Source organism: Bacillus sp. es.036 (assembly GCF_002563635.1).
Classification (GTDB): domain Bacteria; phylum Bacillota; class Bacilli; order Bacillales; family Guptibacillaceae; genus Guptibacillus.
Genome location: NZ_PDIZ01000001.1, coordinates 1,705,913 through 1,724,082 on the forward strand (window position 1 = coordinate 1,705,913; position 18,170 = coordinate 1,724,082).

Below are 18,170 nucleotides of genomic sequence, written 5' to 3' on the forward strand. Positions count from 1 at the left end.
TCACTCTCCCACTATATGGATAATTAAACTAGTACTACATATAAGGAGTGTTGGCAATGGACGCTATTTTAAATGCAATAACCGAGTTTTCCGCATTCATCTGGGGTTACCCAATGATGATCTTACTTTTAGGCGGCGGATTATTTCTAACAATACGGTTAGGCTTCTTTCAAATCCTATTTTTTCCCCATGCTTTAAAACATACGATCGGTAAAGTATTCAAAAAAGAAAAAGGTGATGGCACCATTTCACCTTTCCAAGCATTTGCTTCAGCGCTCGCATCCACTGCTGGCGCAACGAACATAGTTGGGGTTCCTGTTGCCATCGCTTTCGGTGGACCTGGTGCGATTTTTTGGATGTGGGTCGTTTCCATTATTGGGATGTCAACCAAATTCTCAGAAATTGTGCTCGGCATCAAATATCGTGAAGAAGATAAAAACGGCGTTTATGTTGGTGGCCCTATGTACTACATAAGAAAAGGGTTAGGGTGGAAATTTGCCTCTTCTCTCTTCGCATTTGGATTAATGATTGAAATTATACCTAGTGTCATGGTACAAACAAACTCCATTTCAACACTATCTGAAAGTGCTTTTGGTTTACCTACATGGCTTACTGGCGTTATTTTAATCATTTTGATTACCGCCGTTGTTTTTGGTGGAATTCGAAGAATAGGCGCAGTAGCTGAGAAAATCGTTCCATTTATGGTGCTTACATATATTGCTGGTGCGATCGGCGTCATGATTATTAATATTGAGGAATTCCCGAACGTGATCAGTCTAATTTTCGTCCACGCCTTTCAACCAATCTCTGCGGCAGGTGGATTTGCTGGTGCGGGATTTGCTGCTGCAGTTAGGTGGGGACTGGCTCGAGGACTTTATTCGAACGAAGCCGGGATGGGTACGGCATCAATCGCCCATTCTGCAGCACACACCCCTCATCCATGTAGACAGGGATTATGGGGCATCTTCAGCGTATTTATTGATACAATCGTCCTCTGTACCGTTACAGCATTCACTGTACTTTTGTCAGGAGCTTGGAAAGATGTGAAGCCTTCTAATGCAGCTGATATGGTATCAGATGCATTCTCTGGATTAATGGGACCTACCTGGGGACCGATATTCGTTTCTTCCCTCTTATTGATCTTTGTTATTAGTACGATTGGTGTACTCGTGTTTTACGGTGAAAAACAAGCTGAGTACTTATTTGGGATTCCTTTTTCTCGAGTGATGCGTTTCGTTTATATTCTTTCGATTTTTGTCGGGGCTATTGGTGGCCTTCAATTCGTTTGGGAGCTCGTTGATATTACACTCGCGTTGTTTGTTGTTCCAAACGTGATTGCCATTCTATTCCTTAGTAAGGAAGTAAAAGAACTGACCGACGATTATAAATTCAACTTCTTAAAGCAAGCTCAAACAAAAGATAAAGGCATTAGTTCATAAATTTTTCCTGGGACATTCACCTAATTTAGGTTCTCCTCCGCTCCCGCCTATATCATTTCTAGACGGCAACATACAGTGATAAAGAAAGAGAAATTAAAGGGGGACCTAATACTATGTACCATGCAAACAATGCACCATACGGAAACGAGCCTTATCAGCCGGTAGCTGGAGCTTCATACGGTATGCCTTGTCATCAACCTGCAGGAAATGGATTTGCGCTAATCGTCGTTCTTTTCATCCTGCTTATCATCGTAGGAACTGCTTTTATTAAATGCTAGTCCACTGAGCAAGAACCAATTGGTTCTTGCTTTTTGTATGAGTGGAATTGTTCCAATTTCCATTCGCTGTTATAGTGATAAAGAATGTATGTGGAAAGAAGTGATTTAATGATAACCCTTCTAATTGATATGGACTCTGTCATTTGTGATTTGATGTCAGAATGGCACCGCAGGTATAACGAAGATTATCAAGACAATCTTTCTGTTGAAAACCTTATGTGCTGGCGCTCTGAAGATTATGTAAAAAGCGAATGTGGAAAGAAGATTTATGAGTACCTGGATCAACCTGGTATCTTCCTTCACTTAAACCCTCTTCCAGATGCGATCGAAGTTCTTGAACGACTCTCTTTGAACTATGATGTCCTAATTGTAACTAGCAGCCGTACATATGCTTATACTGAAAAAGAACAGTGGGTTGAGAAAAACCTCCCATTTATCGGTAAAAATAATTTGATTTTCTCTCATCGAAAAGAAATGATTCGTGGTGACTTATTGTTTGATGATGCCCCTCATAATCTAATGGCCTTTAAAAATACTGGCAGAACAGCGATCGCCATGAATTATCCTTATAATGCTAACATTGATGTTCCTCGTGTTAACAATTGGCTAGAGTTTGAGAAATGGCTTGTAACATGGAAGTGAGGGCAAAACTCGTGGACCAAAAAAAAGACCTCTTAATTATCGGGGGAGGACCAGCTGGTATTTCAGCAGCCATATGGGCGAAACGCCTCGGACTAAATCATTTGTTACTTGAAGAAAAGAATGATCTCGGTGGTCAATTAAATACCATCTACAATCAAATTGTCGATTACCCTGGCATGATCGCACCAAACGGTCAATACCTACAGAAAAAACTTACTGAACATGCCCACAAAATAAATTTTGACTATGCTTTAAATTCAGCTGTTACGTCAATTGATTGGAAGAAAAAAATTCTTAAAACAATCGCTGATGATACATATGAATTTCGCTCTTTGCTCATTGCTACAGGATCATCACCTCGAAAACTCCATGTTCCCGGTGAACAGGAAATGATCGATCAGAAAGAAGTATATTCAGCTACTAGAGATAAATCTAAATTTATTAATAAGGACGTCGCTGTAATTGGCGGAGGCGATCGAGCTTTTGAGGGTGCCTTACTACTTGCTGAAGCTGGCTCTCGAGTAACCCTTATTCACCGTTCTGATCACTTTAAAGCTCGTCAAGAATATAAAGATCCTGTGATGGAACATGAAAACATCTCGATCCTTACCGGAACAGTCGTAACTGGAATAAAGGGAAAAGGTAGGAAAGTTTTATCTTTATCTAGTAAAGATCTTCATGAAACAATTGAAGTGGATGGTGTGTTTATTCGAATTGGTGTCCAACCAAATACCGGACCTTACAGTGAAGGTATTGCACTTGATGACGAAGGCTATATCAATTGCAATGCAGATGGTGAAACATCACTTCCCTACGTGTATGCTGCTGGAGATGTTTGTACGCGCCCACTTTTGTCTAGCATCGCTTCTGCAGTTGGCCAGGGAATGACGGCTGTGAAACAACTCTCGTTTTATCTAGAAAATTAAAAAGGACCCACAGGTCCTTTTTAGTTTTATTTATGGAAATGTACGATGTCTTTTGACAGAAGTATTGCTTCTTCCCAAAATCAAACAAATGATAATGAAGAGAAAAATGCCAATCCCTAGATAAAGGATCGTGCTACTTGAAAAAATGGATTCAGTTTCCTCATCCTTAACTTGTGCAACAGGTTTAGCTTCAGTTTTTTGCTCAGGAGCGTTACTTTCTATAGAAGTTGTGGTTAATAACTCTAAATCAAGATTTGAACGATATGAATTTCCTACACTCACAAGTTGGTTTTCATTTGATAATGTAAGATCGATCGGATAATCGTCATTTTGATACAGAGTAATGTCCTCTGAAAGACTGTATTTCTTTTGATTGACAACGCCCAGTTCAGTTCCTTTCTCAAACTCAACCGGTGTAAAGTCACTAAATCCATAATTAAGAAGATTTAACGTATCCTGATAAGCGATTTTGTCATCTGTTGCTTTCATCGTAACAGCAATTAATTCTTGATCACCTTTCGAAGCAGTCGTGACAAGGGTAAAACCAGATTTTGATACATAGCCATTCTTTCCACCAGTAACGAAATCGTAATCAAGTAAGAGGCGATGGTGATTGATAAGGGTCGTCTCCCAGTCTTCCCCGTTCCACATCATTTGTTTCATTCCAAATAGTGATCGAAACTCTTCATTCTTCATCGCATAATGGGTGATTTTTGCCATATCCTCTGCAGTCGTAAGATGCTCTTTATCAAAAAGACCGTTAGGATTTACAAAGTGAGTGTTCTGAACACCTACTTCTTCACTTAAAAATTCATTTAATTCATTAGAAAACGATTCCACATCTCCACTCAAATGCTCTGCAATAGCAATGGCGGCATCATTTCCTGAATTAATCATCATACCTTTTACTAATTTATCTAAAGGGACTGTTTCTCCTTCCTTTAAATAAACTCTCGTACCTTCTGCTGCCCGTGCATTTTCGCTAACAGTAACCATCTCATCCATTTTATTGGACTTTACTGCCATTAATGCGGTTGCAATTTTCGTAATACTCGCAGGATACATTTCTTCTGAGCTGTTTTTCTCATAAAGAACCTGTCCTGTCTTTCCATCAATAAGGATCGCGGTCTCACTTCTAATGGTTGGCGTTTCTTTTGCAGATGTTACGACAGGAATCAAACTCGTTGTTATGCAGATAACGACAATAAGATGCGCAATGTGTTTTAAACTCATGGAAGCTCCTCTTTCTATTACGTGCTAACTACATTATTCGTTCTATTTCTGAATGAATTGTCTAGTAAAAAAGACCTGATCCGCATTTAATTATAGCCTCCTATCCGCCATCTGAACATAGTTTATTTCTATACACCCTAATCAACAAACTTTTAACTTAAAACGAATCGTTGCTAAAAATTTAAAATAACAAAATAAAAAACCGCTCAAAGCGGTCTTGTTAAGAAGCATAGGAGCCTTTCCATTGTTCTACAATATGTTGTGGCGTACTCCAACATAGCCAGGATACAAGTATTTTATTGTCTTCTGTTAACACCATCCAATATTCTACTCTTTTTTTGTCAAAGTTCTGGTAAAATCCTGACTTTTTTATAAAACGATCCATACTCGAATCCCCTCCAGTTTGTACGTGTTATACATAACTAAATTCGATTAAGAAGCTTTTAATCCTCTAAATTTTCAGAAAACTTAAAGCGTTTTTTTACCATAATGTCCCTTTAATAAAGTTGTATAGCAAGTCTTTCTCCTGAGCATCATATTAGTCAAGGAGGTGTACACAACATGGCAAACAACAATAGCTCAAACAATCTGGTAGTCCCTGGTGTACAACAAGCTTTAGATCAAATGAAGTACGAAATTGCAAGTGAATTCGGAGTTCAACTTGGTCCAGACTCCACTGCTCGCTCTAACGGTTCTGTTGGAGGAGAAATCACAAAACGTCTTGTCCAAATGGCTGAACAACAAATGGGCGGCGGGAGCTACTAATCGCTAACTGAATAGTATGGATAAAGGAGGCGGAGAAATCCGCCTTCTTCTTATTCTCCAAGAAGATTAGATGTTTGAATCGCATATTCAATAAGATCACCTAAATCACTAATTTGATCTTCATTAATTTTACGGTTAAATTCTAATAAAACCTGTGTGGATAATGAAATATCCTGTTGATTTTCTGCATAAGGAAAAGAAACAGTTTGACGTATAGTCGGACGATATCCCCAGATACTACGGATGTCTTCTTCAATTTCAGCACAATCTTCTTCATCTGATATGACGACATCGAAGTATATTTTAATTTCACATCCAGGTTCAATCTGGTCTAGCTGTAGCTGTTCCGCACTAAAATTAGCGAGGTCGGCGAATAGCTCGATTGTCACATAAACATCTTCATTTCCAGTAAACTTCATCAGGTATTTTCTTGAAAGCGATGCGAGATCTACCAAATCTTCGCGACTTACGATCGAGATCTCTCCTTCAAGATCCCGATCATAAAGTTCTCCTTCTAAGACTACTTTAACATTTTCATAAATGGTTGGATCAAACATACCGTTACCCCCCTATCGTTTCACTATATCATGAATGCTAGAGGGACAAGTAGTTAGGAATGACGCGGGTGAGATTTAGCAAATTGAATAAACGTTTCTTCATCTCCAATTTCACCACATGCAGCACATTGAACTCTGACATTTGGTCCTTTGTATTCCATATGAAAAGGATCCGCTTTCCCTTCCTCCATAACAGAAACGACTTCTCCTGACTCTGGGTCTAACTTCACTGAAGTAGCTTTTTGCTCAATTTTATTAAATCTCATACGATTCGTCTTACATCTAGGACACAAATATGCTGTCATAAACTCACTCCCTTTTTTATTAGTGTTCCACTAAAAAAGGAAATTTTATTCATTTAGTATGGTATGTGAAATTTAATATTCTAACGGGAATCTCTCCCGTCTCACTTCACTTCCTCCATTAACTTTTCTAACACATATTCAACCGATTGTACCCGCTCATTGAATTTTTTTGGCCCTGTATCTTTTTGCCAGGCAACAACCGAAATCATTTCAATATTTTCAAACGTATTCTTAATTTGAATTGGATACAAATATTTAGGTTTATTGTACATAACCCATTCCCTCGCTAAAGGCTCCCAATCTTTAAGAAGCATTAATGCTCGATCAGCAAATGGTTTCACTTCTTCATAAAAATTCACCTTATAGTCATCAAGGTGAGTGCGCGTTGTATATTGCACTCTTGCTTCTTCATTTATTTGTAATAACTTCTTAGTCAATTCACGTAATTTTTGTGTGTTTTGCATGATCCTCACCCCCACCAATCTATCCTAACACACGATAATCGTTTACATACAAAAACCTTATATCCAATAGGGACATAAGGTCAGAAGGGAACCATATTCAACTCTTTCTAGAAACTGAACAGACTCATGATCCAGGGACGCTTTCCTTTGCCCGTCGACTGACCTACTGCCTCTTGTATAGACGTGTGATCTTCAAGCTCAATCAATTTTTCTTCCAACATGTTTATTTTTTGCATTAATTCATCTAGTTCTGTTCGGTGCTGGAGAACTTGCACGGTAATCACTTCATTCGCTTTTTCCTCCAACTGACGCTCAAGCTGCTCCAATCTTACTGAAAAACGATCTAGCCTTTGTTCAAATCGTTCTGGAGTTATCATAACCTGTTCTTGTGAACCGCCCGTTCCTGATGATTTGATTTTTTCCATTGAGTAACCCCTTCTTAAATCGTTTTTAATCGATTTTAGTTCCTCAACTGTCTCGCTCGAAAAAAGAAAATGTCCAAGTTCATTCTTCTCACATGCTAAATCGAAATACTTTACCCACCTTTGAACAGTAGTAGGGTTTACACCAAGTTCATCTGAAACCTGCTTTGTTTTCAATAACATGCAATCCCATCCCTTCTGTCATTCTCAGGCCTTTGCCTGTAAGTTTGTATAATACATATTCTCTTTCCTCTCTTCATTGCCTTCCTCGCTGACAAAACTAGAACGGTTTCGTCAAAGGTAGTGGTTTACTGCTAAAGGAAAGTAATTTCGACAAAGAAGGGGCATGATTTTGTAACATCTGATCAAACTAAGAGTAGGAGGTGGTACAAATGAACAAAAAACAAAAATTCGATAAACCAAATCAGAAAACAAAACAGCAAGAACCGAAAACTGGGTACGGAAACAAGAAAACGGAAGGCCCCGATCGTCCTTCCACTTAAAGCAGGGTTATCTCCTGCTTTTTTTCATGAGCAAATTTTCTATTTCAACAGCAATACGAATTTCACTTCTTTTCTTTTCATACCAATCCGATAAGGCAAGTTCAGCTGGAAGCGTTACGTCATTTTTTAGCATTTTCTTTACGAGTGATTGCCCATGGTACCAATCCTGTCTTTCTTTTCGATGATGATGAATGAGCGGATAAACTTGCCGTAACATCTTGCCTTCTCGCTTTTTATTCATATACCGTTCATAGTCAAATCGCGCCCCTGTAGGATACGTATTTGTGGCGAAACGATAAAACTCTTCAAAGTATGTCGGATGAAAGAGCAGCTTAGCTAATTTTTTCCCAAGCTCAATGCGATCTTTTGTATGTCGGAAACGACTGACAGACAAACCGTATAACTCACCTCTCATAGTTGGAAAAAGTACCGTACTAAAATGAAACCAATCTTGAATTGTAAAAAAGAAAGAATGAAAAACTTCTTTTGCATACGTATGATGTTCCATTACTGGCGCTTCAATCACGTGCTGTTCATTTATAATTAGCGCCGTCATTAAACGCTCTTCATCACCAGTTTGAAAAAACTTTTCCCATTCCCGCAAAATAAAATTCGATATTCCTAATTTTTGTCCAAGATCAAAAAAAGGTTTATTTCTTCTTTTGCTAACTTCGTATAGCATAAGCTGTGGCGCTGCATCATCAAATATTGTCCAATTCGCGCGTTCATATGTCATGAAGAAGTTGATTAATTGTTTCTTCGTTAATGCTTTTGGAAACCACTCTCCTTGTAAATCACACATACTCCAACCTGCATTCCGAGAAACCATTGAAGCTAAAAATGCCCATTTAATTTCTGGATTCCGTTGATAATAGTGATGATAAAATACGGTACGTGAAATATTATCCCTATTCCACTTTTTCGTTTCTCTTCTAATTTGACGAATGATCTCCAACGCGTTTTTCACAACATTTTTCACCTGCTTGAAACATTTTTGTCGTACAACTCGTATTAAGTAAAGTAAAATAGATTCAGTGCACCTTCGAAATAGAAAGGATGATTAACGTGCCGATTCGATATCCGAACGGAAAGCCGTACGTCCCTTCGGCTCAGAATCAGCTGGCAAGTCAAAAACAAAAGTCATATAGCAATCGAGGTATGACACTAGAAGAGGATATTAATCAGAGTAATACGTATTATCTCTCAACAGGTAAAGCCGTTATTCACAAAAAGCCTACCCCCGTACAAATTGTTAATGTTGATTATCCGAAACGGAGTGCGGCTGTTATTAAAGAAGCTTACTTCAAACAGGCTTCGACTACCGATTATAATGGAGTCTATAAAGGAAAATACATCGATTTTGAAGCCAAAGAAACGAAGAACAAAACGTCCTTCCCTTTAAATAATTTTCATGAACATCAGATCAGTCATATGAAACAAGTGCATGATCATGATGGAATTTGTTTTGTCCTTCTCCGCTTTTCAATCACCGATGAGGTTTTTTTACTTGACGCAGTTGCTCTCTTTTCTCATTGGCAATTAATGAAAGATGGCGGCAGGAAATCGATTAAAAAACAAGAGATTGAAAAAGAAGGCACACATATCCCATATACCTTTCAGCCACGCATTGACTATCTGAAAATTATTGATAAAATGTATTTCAGCTAATGAAGTCTTCTATTTAATTCATAAAACAATGGATTCATTCGAATCCTATTACTAGTACAGGTTTGAAAGGCAGGAATATTCATGAGTGAATATCAATCACGTCAAGAAAGACGTAAAACAAGTAGTAAGAAGCAGAAAGCTCCCAAAAAATCAGGTAAGAAAAGCATTTTCAAAAAAATCTTTCTTACATTAGTTGTTTTATTTCTAGTCGGTTTAGTCGCTGGAGGCATAACAGCAATTGCCTATATCAATAGTGCACCGGAGCTTGATCCTGATAAGCTTACAAATCCACAGTCATCTGTCATTCTTGACCGAGATGATGAAGAGGTTCAAACAATCGAAGGTGCTGATGCAAGAGAAGTAGCAAAAATCGATGAAATACCAGATGTTCTAAAAAGTGCGTTTGTCTCAGTTGAAGATACTCGTTTCTATGAACACTTTGGTATTGACCCAAGAAGAATTGGTGGAGCCGTTCTTGCAAACATTACAAACGGTTTTGGAGCTGAAGGAGCCAGTACAATTACGCAACAGGTAATTAAAAACTCTCTTTTAACATCTGAAAAATCGTTAGAACGAAAAGTTCAAGAAGCTTATTTATCCATTAAGCTTGAGCAAGAATATTCAAAAGATCAAATTCTCGAAATGTATTTGAATAAGATCTATTTCGGTAACGGAGCTTGGGGTGTTGTCGATGCCGCCGAAACATACTTTGGCAAAAACATTACTGAAGAGGAATTAACACCAGGTGAGGCTGCACTTCTTGCAGGTCTACCACAACGTCCTACTTACTACAATCCATATGAATATCCAGATCAAGCTGAACAGCGTCGAAATGTTGTTCTTAGCTTAATGGAAAAGCAGGGTGTTATTACTGCCGAAGAAGCTGATAAATATCAGGCTGAAAAGGTTAGTGATATGATTGTAGCCCTTACGGAAGAGAAAGAAAACGATCAATATAAAGTCTTTATGGACCAAGTTGTCAAAGAACTGCGCGATCGAGATGATATTTCTGAAAAAGATATTTACTCAGGTGGACTTGAAATTTATACAACACTTGATACTCGCGCTCAGGATATTACGTCTAATGTGATTGCAAACTATCCATATTCAAATGAAGATATGCGTTCAGGTCTTGTCCTAATGGATACGAAGACTGGTTCTATCCGCGCAATTGGTGAAACTCGGAAAGATGAGAGTGTCATCACGTACGCTACAACTGGCCAGTTTCAGCCAGGATCAACGGCTAAGCCAATCATTGCTTACGGACCTGCCATTGAAAACAAGCAGTGGTCAACTGGCCGATCCATTAAAGATGAGCCATTACAAATAGGTGATGCAAATATCCGAAACTGGGACCGCGAATACCGTGGTCAGGTTTCGATGAGACGTGCTCTTGAAATGTCTTATAACGTACCGGCTGTAAACACGTTCCTTGAAGTTGGAGAAAAACCTGCTCAAGAGTTCGCAAATAAACTTGGTATGGGACTAGAAGATAGCGATATGGTTCCTACCGCTGCGATTGGAACATTTAGCACTTCTCCCCTCCAAATGACTGGTGCATATGCGGCATTTGGTAATGGTGGAACGTACAACGAACCACATACCGTTCGAAAAGTGGTCTTCCCGGATGGAAAAGAAATTAATGTTGAGCCTGAACCGGAGAAGGCAATGAATGATTATACTGCTTATATGATTAGCGATATGCTAAAATCGGTTGTCGATGAAGGAACAGGAACGGATGCCAAAATACCTGGTCTACCTGTTGCCGGTAAAACTGGTACAACAAACCACGATTCGGCTGTCGTTCAGCAACAAGGGTTTCCTACCTCAGGAATTGTAAAAGATGCCTGGTTTGCTGGATACACGACTGAATACTCGATGGCCGTTTGGACAGGATACAACGAACCAAATGCCCACTATCTTGATTCAAATAAAGGGGAAGACGATACGTCTAAACTGATATTTAAAGAAATTATGAGCCAAGTATCAGAAGGCATTAACACGGCTGACTTCCAGAAACCTGATTCTGTTGTAGAAGTTGGCGTAGAAAAAAGTACGGGGCTTCTTCCAAGTGACTACACACCGAAAGATCAAATCGTGTATGAACTTTTTGTAAAAGGAAGCACGCCAGAAAAAACGTCTACCAAATACGAACAACCTGATGGCGTAAAAGGTCTATCTGCCCAGTACAATGCTGATTCTAATAGCCTTGCCCTTTCTTGGCAGCCTGGTGAAGATAAATCCTTCACCTATAAAGTCGAAATGGCTGTAAACGGCGGTGGCTATCAAGGGTTGACGGAAACCGGTGACACTGGATTTACCGTACAAAATGTTGAAAAAGGTAGCGAATATAAATTTAAAGTAACAGCCGTATCAGATTCAGGCGTTTCAACGAAACCAGCTGAAACTTCTGTATCAGTTCCGAAAGAAGAAGAATCAGAGGAGCCTGAAGAGCCGGCAGAAGAAGAAAATCCTGAAGAAGAAGGCGAAACACCACCTGAAGAAGGAAGTAATGACCAAGGTGAAGACGGTAGCGGCGACACCGAAGGGAATCAGGGAGATGAAGAAGAGCCTCCTGCCGATGATCAAGGTGGAAATGCTGGCGGTGGAGAGGATCAAGGGAACCAGGGCAACAACGGTTCAGGAGGTAATGGTGAAGATGGTTCTGGTAACAATGCTGGAACAACTGAGCCTGATAATCCTGAAGATACCGAGAATACTGAAGAACCCGCTCCAGAGGGAGACGCTCCAGCTAATACTCCACCTGCAAATGAAAACGAATAAAGTTCAAAAGCCCACTCTGCGTATACGCAGAGTGGGCTTTTCTTTCTTATTTACATCACTGCTAACTATTCTTTACTTACCACGCGCTCGCTGCTTCATTCGTTTTTGTCCTTCTCGACATAGTTCCAATAGCGGACAAATTTCACACTGTGGAGATTGCGCTTTACAATGGTACCTTCCGAAGAAAATAAAGCGATGATGAGACACAGACCACTCTTCTTCTGGAATTTTCCGCATGAGCGTTTTCTCTACTTCAAGTACTGAGTCCTTCCATCTGCAAATTCCGAGACGCTTGCTCACTCTCTCAACATGCGTATCAACAGCAATGGCAGGTACGTTGAAAGCAACGGAAGCAATCACGTTCGCAGTTTTTCGGCCTACCCCTGCTAACGCCATTAATTCGTCTCTCGTCTCAGGAAGGACACCGTTATACTGTTCTACAACGGTTCTTGCTAGCTTTTTAATATTTTTCGCTTTGTTTCGAAACAAGCCAATGCGTCTTATATCATTTTCTAGCTCCTCAATCGGCACATGAAGAAAATCCTCTGCCCTATTGTATTTCTCAAATAGGCCCGGCGTTACCTTATTAACAAGAGCATCTGTACACTGAGCCGATAGCACCACAGCAATGGCAAGTTCAAAAGGTGTCGAATGATTCAATTCACAGTGCGCATCAGGGAACATCTCTCCCATTGTTTCAAGAACAGTTTGTATTTGGGCTTTCGTTAACAACAGTCCAACTTCCTTTCTTCCGTTCGCAACGTTTTTTATTTCTTCACAAACAAAAAACGGAAGCCACACTTCCGCTTTCTTGATACGTATTTATCGTCCAAGCCAATTATAGATTGGCGCACTTTGATTTGAATCATTTTTCGTTTCTGTTTTAGCAGGCGATTTTTTATCGTACTGATGCTTTCGAAACTTTTCGCCATAGGCCCTCGCCTGTTCTACCGTTTTGATGCCATTTCGTTTCCATTCAAAAAGAATTCGGTCAATGTAGCGGAAGTTTAACTTACCACCGAGCACAGCTTCTTTTAACGCAGCTTTGATCAGCTCTGCATCATGCTTGTCAGCATCAATCCACATCGCAAGCGTCTCACATTCAATTGGCGAAAGCGGCCTTGCAAACTCACGCTCAAATAACGTATAAAGACTTTCTTCTTGCTCCATGTTTTTCGCTGCAGATTTTTCTGCTTCTTCCTGCTCGATTGCTTTAAAAATTCTTTCCCACAATGGAAGAAGCGAATAGGCTTCTGAATAATAACTTTTCAGATCATTCTGGTGTTCTTCAATTGTTAAAACACCTTTTTGCATCAGCTGCTGTATTTTATCCAAACAAGCTTGAGGCGAATAGGTCATCGCTGATGCAAGCTCTTCTGGCGTTGGAAAAGTGTTTCCCTGATCAATAAAACTGTGTAGCTTAATTAAAAAGAAAGTATCCTCTTCTTGCAAACCAATGTCAACATAGTGGTTTAACAACAATCTTGGTACTGAAACATTTCCTTCGTTCATCATATGAATGATTTGTTCCTTCTTCATCCCATCCACCTCTACCTTTCATTATAGCATGCCGGCATTTTGTGATGGGAGTAGAAAAAAATGCCTTTGCTACGTGCAATACATTTTTTAATCTATCCTCTAACAATATCCATCTTTGGTACTTTAAATGCTTCTAACTTCGGCAATTTTTCAGATAAAGACGCTTCTCTCATAACGAAAGAAGCGTCAGCTTTGTTAGTTTATCATGGATATAGACGATTTAAAAGACGTGGGAACGGAATTGTTTCACGAACATGTTCCACACCTGAAAGCCAGGCAACCGTTCGCTCTAAACCAAGACCGAATCCTGAATGTGGAACAGAACCATAACGACGCAGTTCAAGATACCACTTATAAGCATCGTCTGTTAAGCCGTGTTCCTCGTAGCGTTTTTCCATAAGAGATAAATCATCGATTCGTTGACTACCTCCGATAATTTCACCATAGCCTTCAGGTGCAATTAAGTCAGCACATAAAACGACCTCTTCGCGTTCAGGATCTGGTTTCATATAAAAGGCCTTAATATCTTTCGGGTAGTTCGTAATAAAGACTGGCTTCTCGAAACTTTCAGCAATGGCTGTCTCATGAGGTGCACCAAAGTCTTCGCCCCACTCAATATCCGTAAATCCTTTATCTTTCAATAAAGTAATGGCATCATCGTAAGAAATACGTGGGAACGGCGCTTGAATCGCTTCAAGTTTTGAAATATCTCGCTCGAGCGTTTTTAATTCTAGTTGACAATTTTCTAGTACTGATTTCACAAGGAAGCTCACATATTGTTCTTGAACCTCAAGACTCTCATCGTGATCCATAAACGCCATCTCAGGTTCAATCATCCAGAACTCAATTAAGTGACGACGGGTTTTGGATTTTTCAGCACGGAACGTTGGACCAAAGGAAAAAACGCGTCCAAAGGCCATTGCAGCTGCTTCCATGTAAAGTTGTCCACTTTGAGAAAGATAAGCATCTTCTTCAAAATATTTCGTATGGAAGAGATCAGTTGTGCCTTCTGCCGAACTTCCTGTTAAAATAGGCGGGTCAATTTTAACGAAATCATTTTCGTTAAAGAACTGGTACGTAGCGCGAATAATTTCATTTCGGATACGAAGAATCGCATTTTGACGTCTTGAACGGATCCATAGATGACGATTATCCATTAAAAATTCAGTACCATGTTCTTTTGGGGTAATTGGATAATCGATAGCTTCGTGAATAAGCTCCACGTTCGTGACGGTTAATTCATAGCCAGATTGTGATCGGTCATCTTCACGTACCACGCCTGTTACCCAAACGGATGATTCCTGCGTAAGATTTTTCGCTGTTTCCCATGCTTCTTCAGAAACTTCTTTCTTAACCATAACTCCTTGAATAAAACCAGTACCATCACGAAGCTGAAGAAACTGGATTTTACCACTAGAACGTTTATTATGTAACCAGGCACCAATTGTAACAGTTTGCTCAACCTGTTTATTTACGTTTGAAATCGTCGTTTTCACTACTTATTTCCCTCCAACTGATTAGAAAAAATTGGCGCACACTCTCCATTCTTAATGAGAATAGCGCCATGCATCTATTTGTTAAGATGGCTAAATCAAATGTTCGGTACTTATTATACCGATAATTTGTACATTGAACAACTCGCTTAAGCCTGTTTGGTTTTTACGAATCGCTCGATACGAACAATGGCTTCAATAAAGACTTCAAGTGATGTTGCGTAAGATAGTCTGACGTTATCAGGCGAACCAAATCCTGAGCCAGGAACAAGCGCTACTTTTTCTTCTTCTAAAAGTCCTTTTACGAAAGCATCAACATTTTCATACCCTGTTTTCTCTGCTGCTTCTTTTGCGTTAGGGAACAGGTAAAAAGCACCTTGAGGTTTCACACAAGTGAATCCTGGAATATTATTCAGTTTTTCATAAACGGTGTTCAATCGTTCTTCAAATGCTGTTTTCATTTCATTTACAGGTTCCTGTGACCCTTCGTAAGCTGCTAAAGCAGCATACTGTGAAATGGATGTAGGATTTGATGTAGAATGACTTGCTAAATTCGTCATTGCTTTAATGATTTCTTTTCGTCCTGCCGCATACCCAATTCTCCATCCAGTCATCGAATGAGATTTAGATACGCCATTAATGATAATCGTTTGTTCTTTTAATTCCGTAGACAGTTCTGCGATAGAAGTATGTTTTGCTCCATCATAAACGAGCTTTTCATAAATTTCATCAGAAACAATAAGAATATTGTTTTCTAAACAAAAAGCACCGATTTCTTTCAACTCATCTGGTGTATAGATCGAGCCGGTTGGGTTTGAAGGAGAATTAATAATTACCGCTTTTGTTTGAGGCGTGACCGCTTTTTCTAGCTGCGCCACTGTTATTTTAAATGCATGATCTTCTTTACCTTCTACATAAACTGGATTTCCGCCAGCTAGCTTTACTTGTTCAGGATAACTTACCCAGTAAGGTGTAGGAATAATGACTTCATCACCTTCATCAAGGATTACTTGAAACAATGTATAAAGCGCATGTTTCGCTCCCGTACACACAATGATTTCATCAGCATTGTAAGCGATATTTTGATCTTCCTGGAACTTTGCGATAATACTTTCTTTTAGAGGAAGAATACCACCTGAAGGCGTATATTTTGTTAGTCCCTCATCCATTGCTTTCTTAGCAGCATTCAGAATATGTGAAGGCGTATTAAAGTCAGGTTCCCCTGCACCAAGTGCGATTACATCATGACCTTCAGCTTTCAACGCTTTTGCTTTTGCTGTGATTTCTAAAGTGGCAGATGGTGTCAGAGCTGCTACACGAGTTGATAATTGCATTTCTCTTCCTCCCTTAAGTACATTAACTTTGTTTAATCGACCGTGAGCGCCAGTAGTCCCCATTACTAAAGTAATAATAGGCAAACGTATAGCGATTGTCGGTATCGATAAACGTTGCTTCCCATACGAGTACTTGTTTCTTTTCTTGATTCACTTCAATACCTGGTTTAATATTAATAATCTCTTGTGGAGAAAATTCATTGTTCAATTTCTTTTTAACCGTTTCTGCACTAACGCCTTCCTCCACTTTCTTTGTTACGAGAGGTTGATCGTTGTCTGGCACAAAAACGTAAACCTCATCCTTGTTCTTATCGCTTCCTTGTAAGACGACATATGCATCACTCGTCCCATGATATTGGACGGCATTATCAACTTCTTCGATCACTGCTTCAGATTCAGCTCGAGCAATCGCTTCGTCCTCTAACTTATCAGGATGATCCGTAATAGCGTTATAAAAAGAGACTCCTTGCCAAATCATCAGTGCTACAATAACACCAGCAATAATTCCTATCAGTCGCATACTATCACCCTATTATGTACGGTAGATCGTGAAAATCATTTGATCCTGATCTTCTTCATCAAGTGCAAGCCCAAACATAAGGTCTTTTTCTTTTAACGTACGATTTAACGAATCTACAATTTTGTAAATATCAAGGGACTTACTCACTTTTACTGTCGATAAAACTTCAATGTTGCTTTCCATTCCTGTCATCTCCCTGTACTATATGTGTTGATGCCTATGTGGAGTGCTGCGCTTACTCCGGGATAAATTTACTACTTATAGATGGCAGAAGGTGAGACAAACTATAAGTACCGTCAGAGACGGTGCATTAAATCTGCTCCACTTCCAACAGTGCCTGCGCCATGCGCAGGCTATTTTTTATGTTGCTTTCTTACCCAAACCTTATAAAAAACATTTTCTCTTCCTATTTTTAAATAAGTTCCGTTTTTTTGCAACAATTTCGATGAGGAAACTTTTATCTTGTTTCTTTTGTAGGAAGAGTGATGACATCATAGCGATCATTTTGAATACGAAGGGTTACACTTCCGATTCGATAAGGATAGTAAACGTCCGTCCAGCTTTCATTCAAACGTTCGAGTACCGATTCACTTACGTCAATGTTGTTATGACGAAAGATAACCGCCATTTGAGGATCAATTGCACTAAGAAATTCGGTTGAACTGCCATTTCCAGCACCAAAATTAGCCACTTTCAAAACTTCTACCGCTCTCCCGGAAGAGGCAATTTCTTCTTCAAGTTCAAGATTTGTTTCCCCCATCATTAATAAATCCTGACTTCCTAAGGATAGCATAAAAGTAACGGAACCTGTCTTAGAGATGTTCAGTATTTCTACATTCACATCCTCCGTCAGCTCAAGCTGTTGATTTTCTTGAATGTGCTGTTTTTGAATGTGTGATGGAATAGATGAAAGAAAAGCCGTTTCTACTCCTTTTGATAAAAACACTTCTTTCACATCATAATAGTGAAGCAAGTTGGAAAAATTCCCTGTATAAGCTTCATCCGCATTGGTAAGCCAAACTTTTCTAATTTCCTTTACCTTAAACATTTTCAGCCGATCTATTAACTCTTGTTCGGAATGAGAACTACCTGTATTAATTAGCACCGCTCCATTTTCTTTTGATTGAAGAAGAATGGCCTCTCCAATTGAAAGGTCAAGAAACGTCACTGCCACTTCATGATTTCTTAAATGAAGATCAACAGATTGAATTGAGGCTTCAGTACTTGTTGCACCGAGCATAAGAATATAAGTACTTATCATCAACACGAGTAATTTCTTCATCACAATCCCTCCTCAT

At 39.3% G+C, this 18,170-nt stretch carries 21 protein-coding genes; 7 read left to right on the top strand and 14 right to left on the bottom strand.

Translation table 11 applies throughout. The features are described 5' to 3' along the window. The first annotated feature begins 56 nt into the window (after positions 1 to 56). The 4 genes from ATG70_RS08690 to ATG70_RS08705 all read left to right on the top strand — a co-directional run bounded on the left by ATG70_RS08690 (position 57) and on the right by ATG70_RS08705 (position 3,285). Positions 57 to 1,439: an alanine/glycine:cation symporter family protein gene (locus ATG70_RS08690; protein ID WP_098443922.1), complete on the top strand. Its 1,383-nt coding sequence runs from the start codon at positions 57 to 59 to the stop codon at positions 1,437 to 1,439. Between the two features lie 182 nt (positions 1,440 to 1,621). Beyond that, a complete protein-coding gene (locus ATG70_RS22170; RefSeq protein ID WP_142329607.1) occupies positions 1,622 to 1,717 on the top strand; it encodes a YjcZ family sporulation protein in 96 nt (31 codons plus the stop codon). A 108-nt stretch (positions 1,718 to 1,825) separates the two neighbouring features. After that, positions 1,826 to 2,359: a 5' nucleotidase, NT5C type gene (locus ATG70_RS08700; RefSeq protein ID WP_098443924.1), complete on the top strand. Its 534-nt coding sequence runs from the start codon at positions 1,826 to 1,828 to the stop codon at positions 2,357 to 2,359. 11 nt (positions 2,360 to 2,370) lie between these two features. Continuing rightward, a complete protein-coding gene (locus ATG70_RS08705; protein WP_257147649.1) occupies positions 2,371 to 3,285 on the top strand; it encodes an NAD(P)/FAD-dependent oxidoreductase in 915 nt (304 codons plus the stop codon). Positions 3,286 to 3,315: 30 nt separating this feature from the next. On the opposite strand, the gene ATG70_RS08710 is transcribed toward ATG70_RS08705, so the two are convergent. Together ATG70_RS08710 and ATG70_RS22470 are read right to left on the bottom strand one after the other, a co-directional pair. Further along, a complete protein-coding gene (locus ATG70_RS08710; RefSeq protein ID WP_098443925.1) occupies positions 3,316 to 4,518 on the bottom strand; it encodes a D-alanyl-D-alanine carboxypeptidase family protein in 1,203 nt (400 codons plus the stop codon). A gap of 220 nt (positions 4,519 to 4,738) precedes the next feature. After that, on the bottom strand, positions 4,739 to 4,903 hold the full coding sequence (locus ATG70_RS22470; protein WP_179886227.1) for a hypothetical protein: 165 nt from the start codon (positions 4,901 to 4,903) through the stop codon (positions 4,739 to 4,741). A gap of 176 nt (positions 4,904 to 5,079) precedes the next feature. Between ATG70_RS22470 and ATG70_RS08715 the strand changes: the two genes are divergently transcribed. After that, positions 5,080 to 5,283, top strand: coding sequence for an alpha/beta-type small acid-soluble spore protein (locus ATG70_RS08715; RefSeq protein WP_098443926.1), 204 nt, complete (start codon positions 5,080 to 5,082; stop codon positions 5,281 to 5,283). Between the two features lie 50 nt (positions 5,284 to 5,333). On the opposite strand, the gene ATG70_RS08720 is transcribed toward ATG70_RS08715, so the two are convergent. The 5 genes from ATG70_RS08720 to ATG70_RS08740 form a co-directional block, all read right to left on the bottom strand. Further along, positions 5,334 to 5,840 (bottom strand): hypothetical protein, encoded by a 507-nt coding sequence (locus ATG70_RS08720; RefSeq protein WP_098443927.1) that lies wholly within the window; start codon positions 5,838 to 5,840, stop codon positions 5,334 to 5,336. Between the two features lie 53 nt (positions 5,841 to 5,893). Continuing rightward, positions 5,894 to 6,145 carry a DNA alkylation repair protein gene (locus tag ATG70_RS08725; protein WP_098443928.1) on the bottom strand — a complete coding sequence of 84 codons (252 nt, stop codon included), beginning with the start codon at positions 6,143 to 6,145 and terminating at the stop codon, positions 5,894 to 5,896. A 101-nt stretch (positions 6,146 to 6,246) separates the two neighbouring features. Beyond that, positions 6,247 to 6,609: a YppE family protein gene (locus ATG70_RS08730; RefSeq protein ID WP_098443929.1), complete on the bottom strand. Its 363-nt coding sequence runs from the start codon at positions 6,607 to 6,609 to the stop codon at positions 6,247 to 6,249. Between the two features lie 107 nt (positions 6,610 to 6,716). Then, entirely contained in the window at positions 6,717 to 7,214 is a 498-nt protein-coding gene (locus tag ATG70_RS08735; RefSeq protein ID WP_098443930.1) for a MerR family transcriptional regulator, read from the bottom strand. A 327-nt stretch (positions 7,215 to 7,541) separates the two neighbouring features. After that, positions 7,542 to 8,501 (bottom strand): DUF2515 family protein, encoded by a 960-nt coding sequence (locus tag ATG70_RS08740; protein ID WP_179886228.1) that lies wholly within the window; start codon positions 8,499 to 8,501, stop codon positions 7,542 to 7,544. A gap of 98 nt (positions 8,502 to 8,599) precedes the next feature. On the opposite strand from ATG70_RS08740, the gene recU reads away from it, so the two are divergent. Together recU and ATG70_RS08750 are read left to right on the top strand one after the other, a co-directional pair. After that, positions 8,600 to 9,202 carry a Holliday junction resolvase RecU gene (recU, locus tag ATG70_RS08745; RefSeq protein WP_179886229.1) on the top strand — a complete coding sequence of 201 codons (603 nt, stop codon included), beginning with the start codon at positions 8,600 to 8,602 and terminating at the stop codon, positions 9,200 to 9,202. Positions 9,203 to 9,283: 81 nt separating this feature from the next. Then, complete coding sequence (locus tag ATG70_RS08750) at positions 9,284 to 11,986, top strand: PBP1A family penicillin-binding protein (protein WP_098443933.1); 2,703 nt, start codon at positions 9,284 to 9,286, stop codon at positions 11,984 to 11,986. Between the two features lie 72 nt (positions 11,987 to 12,058). On the opposite strand, the gene nth is transcribed toward ATG70_RS08750, so the two are convergent. The 7 genes from nth to ATG70_RS08785 form a co-directional block, all read right to left on the bottom strand. Beyond that, entirely contained in the window at positions 12,059 to 12,718 is a 660-nt protein-coding gene (nth, locus tag ATG70_RS08755) for an endonuclease III (RefSeq protein WP_098445768.1), read from the bottom strand. A gap of 90 nt (positions 12,719 to 12,808) precedes the next feature. Beyond that, a complete protein-coding gene (locus tag ATG70_RS08760) occupies positions 12,809 to 13,525 on the bottom strand; it encodes a DnaD domain-containing protein (protein ID WP_098443934.1) in 717 nt (238 codons plus the stop codon). 203 nt (positions 13,526 to 13,728) lie between these two features. Continuing rightward, on the bottom strand, positions 13,729 to 15,021 hold the full coding sequence (asnS, locus tag ATG70_RS08765; protein WP_098443935.1) for an asparagine--tRNA ligase: 1,293 nt from the start codon (positions 15,019 to 15,021) through the stop codon (positions 13,729 to 13,731). Between the two features lie 146 nt (positions 15,022 to 15,167). After that, positions 15,168 to 16,352, bottom strand: coding sequence for a pyridoxal phosphate-dependent aminotransferase (locus ATG70_RS08770; protein WP_098443936.1), 1,185 nt, complete (start codon positions 16,350 to 16,352; stop codon positions 15,168 to 15,170). A gap of 22 nt (positions 16,353 to 16,374) precedes the next feature. After that, positions 16,375 to 16,872, bottom strand: a complete 498-nt coding sequence (locus ATG70_RS08775; protein ID WP_098443937.1) for a cell wall elongation regulator TseB-like domain-containing protein — start codon at positions 16,870 to 16,872, stop codon at positions 16,375 to 16,377. A gap of 12 nt (positions 16,873 to 16,884) precedes the next feature. Further along, the gene (locus ATG70_RS08780) at positions 16,885 to 17,055 is read right to left on the bottom strand and encodes a YpmA family protein (protein WP_098443938.1); all 171 of its coding nucleotides are present in this window, start codon (positions 17,053 to 17,055) and stop codon (positions 16,885 to 16,887) included. 274 nt (positions 17,056 to 17,329) lie between these two features. After that, positions 17,330 to 18,154, bottom strand: coding sequence for a ComEC/Rec2 family competence protein (locus ATG70_RS08785; RefSeq protein ID WP_098443939.1), 825 nt, complete (start codon positions 18,152 to 18,154; stop codon positions 17,330 to 17,332). Between the last annotated feature and the right edge of the window lie 16 nt (positions 18,155 to 18,170).

What these genes read in the sequence shown, in the direction of transcription:
- ATG70_RS08690 (WP_098443922.1), top strand. Translation starts at nt 57, where the DNA reads ATGGACGCTATTTTAAATGCAATAACCGAGTTTTCCGCATTCATCTGG.
- ATG70_RS08780 (WP_098443938.1), bottom strand. Translation starts at nt 17,055, where the DNA reads ATGGAAAGCAACATTGAAGTTTTATCGACAGTAAAAGTGAGTAAGTCC.
- ATG70_RS08750 (WP_098443933.1), top strand. Translation starts at nt 9,284, where the DNA reads ATGAGTGAATATCAATCACGTCAAGAAAGACGTAAAACAAGTAGTAAG.
- ATG70_RS08785 (WP_098443939.1), bottom strand. Translation starts at nt 18,154, where the DNA reads ATGAAGAAATTACTCGTGTTGATGATAAGTACTTATATTCTTATGCTC.
- ATG70_RS08735 (WP_098443930.1), bottom strand. Translation starts at nt 7,214, where the DNA reads ATGTTATTGAAAACAAAGCAGGTTTCAGATGAACTTGGTGTAAACCCT.
- ATG70_RS08760 (WP_098443934.1), bottom strand. Translation starts at nt 13,525, where the DNA reads ATGAAGAAGGAACAAATCATTCATATGATGAACGAAGGAAATGTTTCA.
- ATG70_RS08715 (WP_098443926.1), top strand. Translation starts at nt 5,080, where the DNA reads ATGGCAAACAACAATAGCTCAAACAATCTGGTAGTCCCTGGTGTACAA.
- ATG70_RS08730 (WP_098443929.1), bottom strand. Translation starts at nt 6,609, where the DNA reads ATGCAAAACACACAAAAATTACGTGAATTGACTAAGAAGTTATTACAA.
- ATG70_RS08720 (WP_098443927.1), bottom strand. Translation starts at nt 5,840, where the DNA reads ATGTTTGATCCAACCATTTATGAAAATGTTAAAGTAGTCTTAGAAGGA.
- ATG70_RS08770 (WP_098443936.1), bottom strand. Translation starts at nt 16,352, where the DNA reads ATGCAATTATCAACTCGTGTAGCAGCTCTGACACCATCTGCCACTTTA.
- ATG70_RS22470 (WP_179886227.1), bottom strand. Translation starts at nt 4,903, where the DNA reads ATGGATCGTTTTATAAAAAAGTCAGGATTTTACCAGAACTTTGACAAA.
- ATG70_RS08725 (WP_098443928.1), bottom strand. Translation starts at nt 6,145, where the DNA reads ATGACAGCATATTTGTGTCCTAGATGTAAGACGAATCGTATGAGATTT.
- ATG70_RS08775 (WP_098443937.1), bottom strand. Translation starts at nt 16,872, where the DNA reads ATGCGACTGATAGGAATTATTGCTGGTGTTATTGTAGCACTGATGATT.
- ATG70_RS08710 (WP_098443925.1), bottom strand. Translation starts at nt 4,518, where the DNA reads ATGAGTTTAAAACACATTGCGCATCTTATTGTCGTTATCTGCATAACA.
- ATG70_RS08700 (WP_098443924.1), top strand. Translation starts at nt 1,826, where the DNA reads ATGATAACCCTTCTAATTGATATGGACTCTGTCATTTGTGATTTGATG.
- ATG70_RS22170 (WP_142329607.1), top strand. Translation starts at nt 1,622, where the DNA reads ATGCCTTGTCATCAACCTGCAGGAAATGGATTTGCGCTAATCGTCGTT.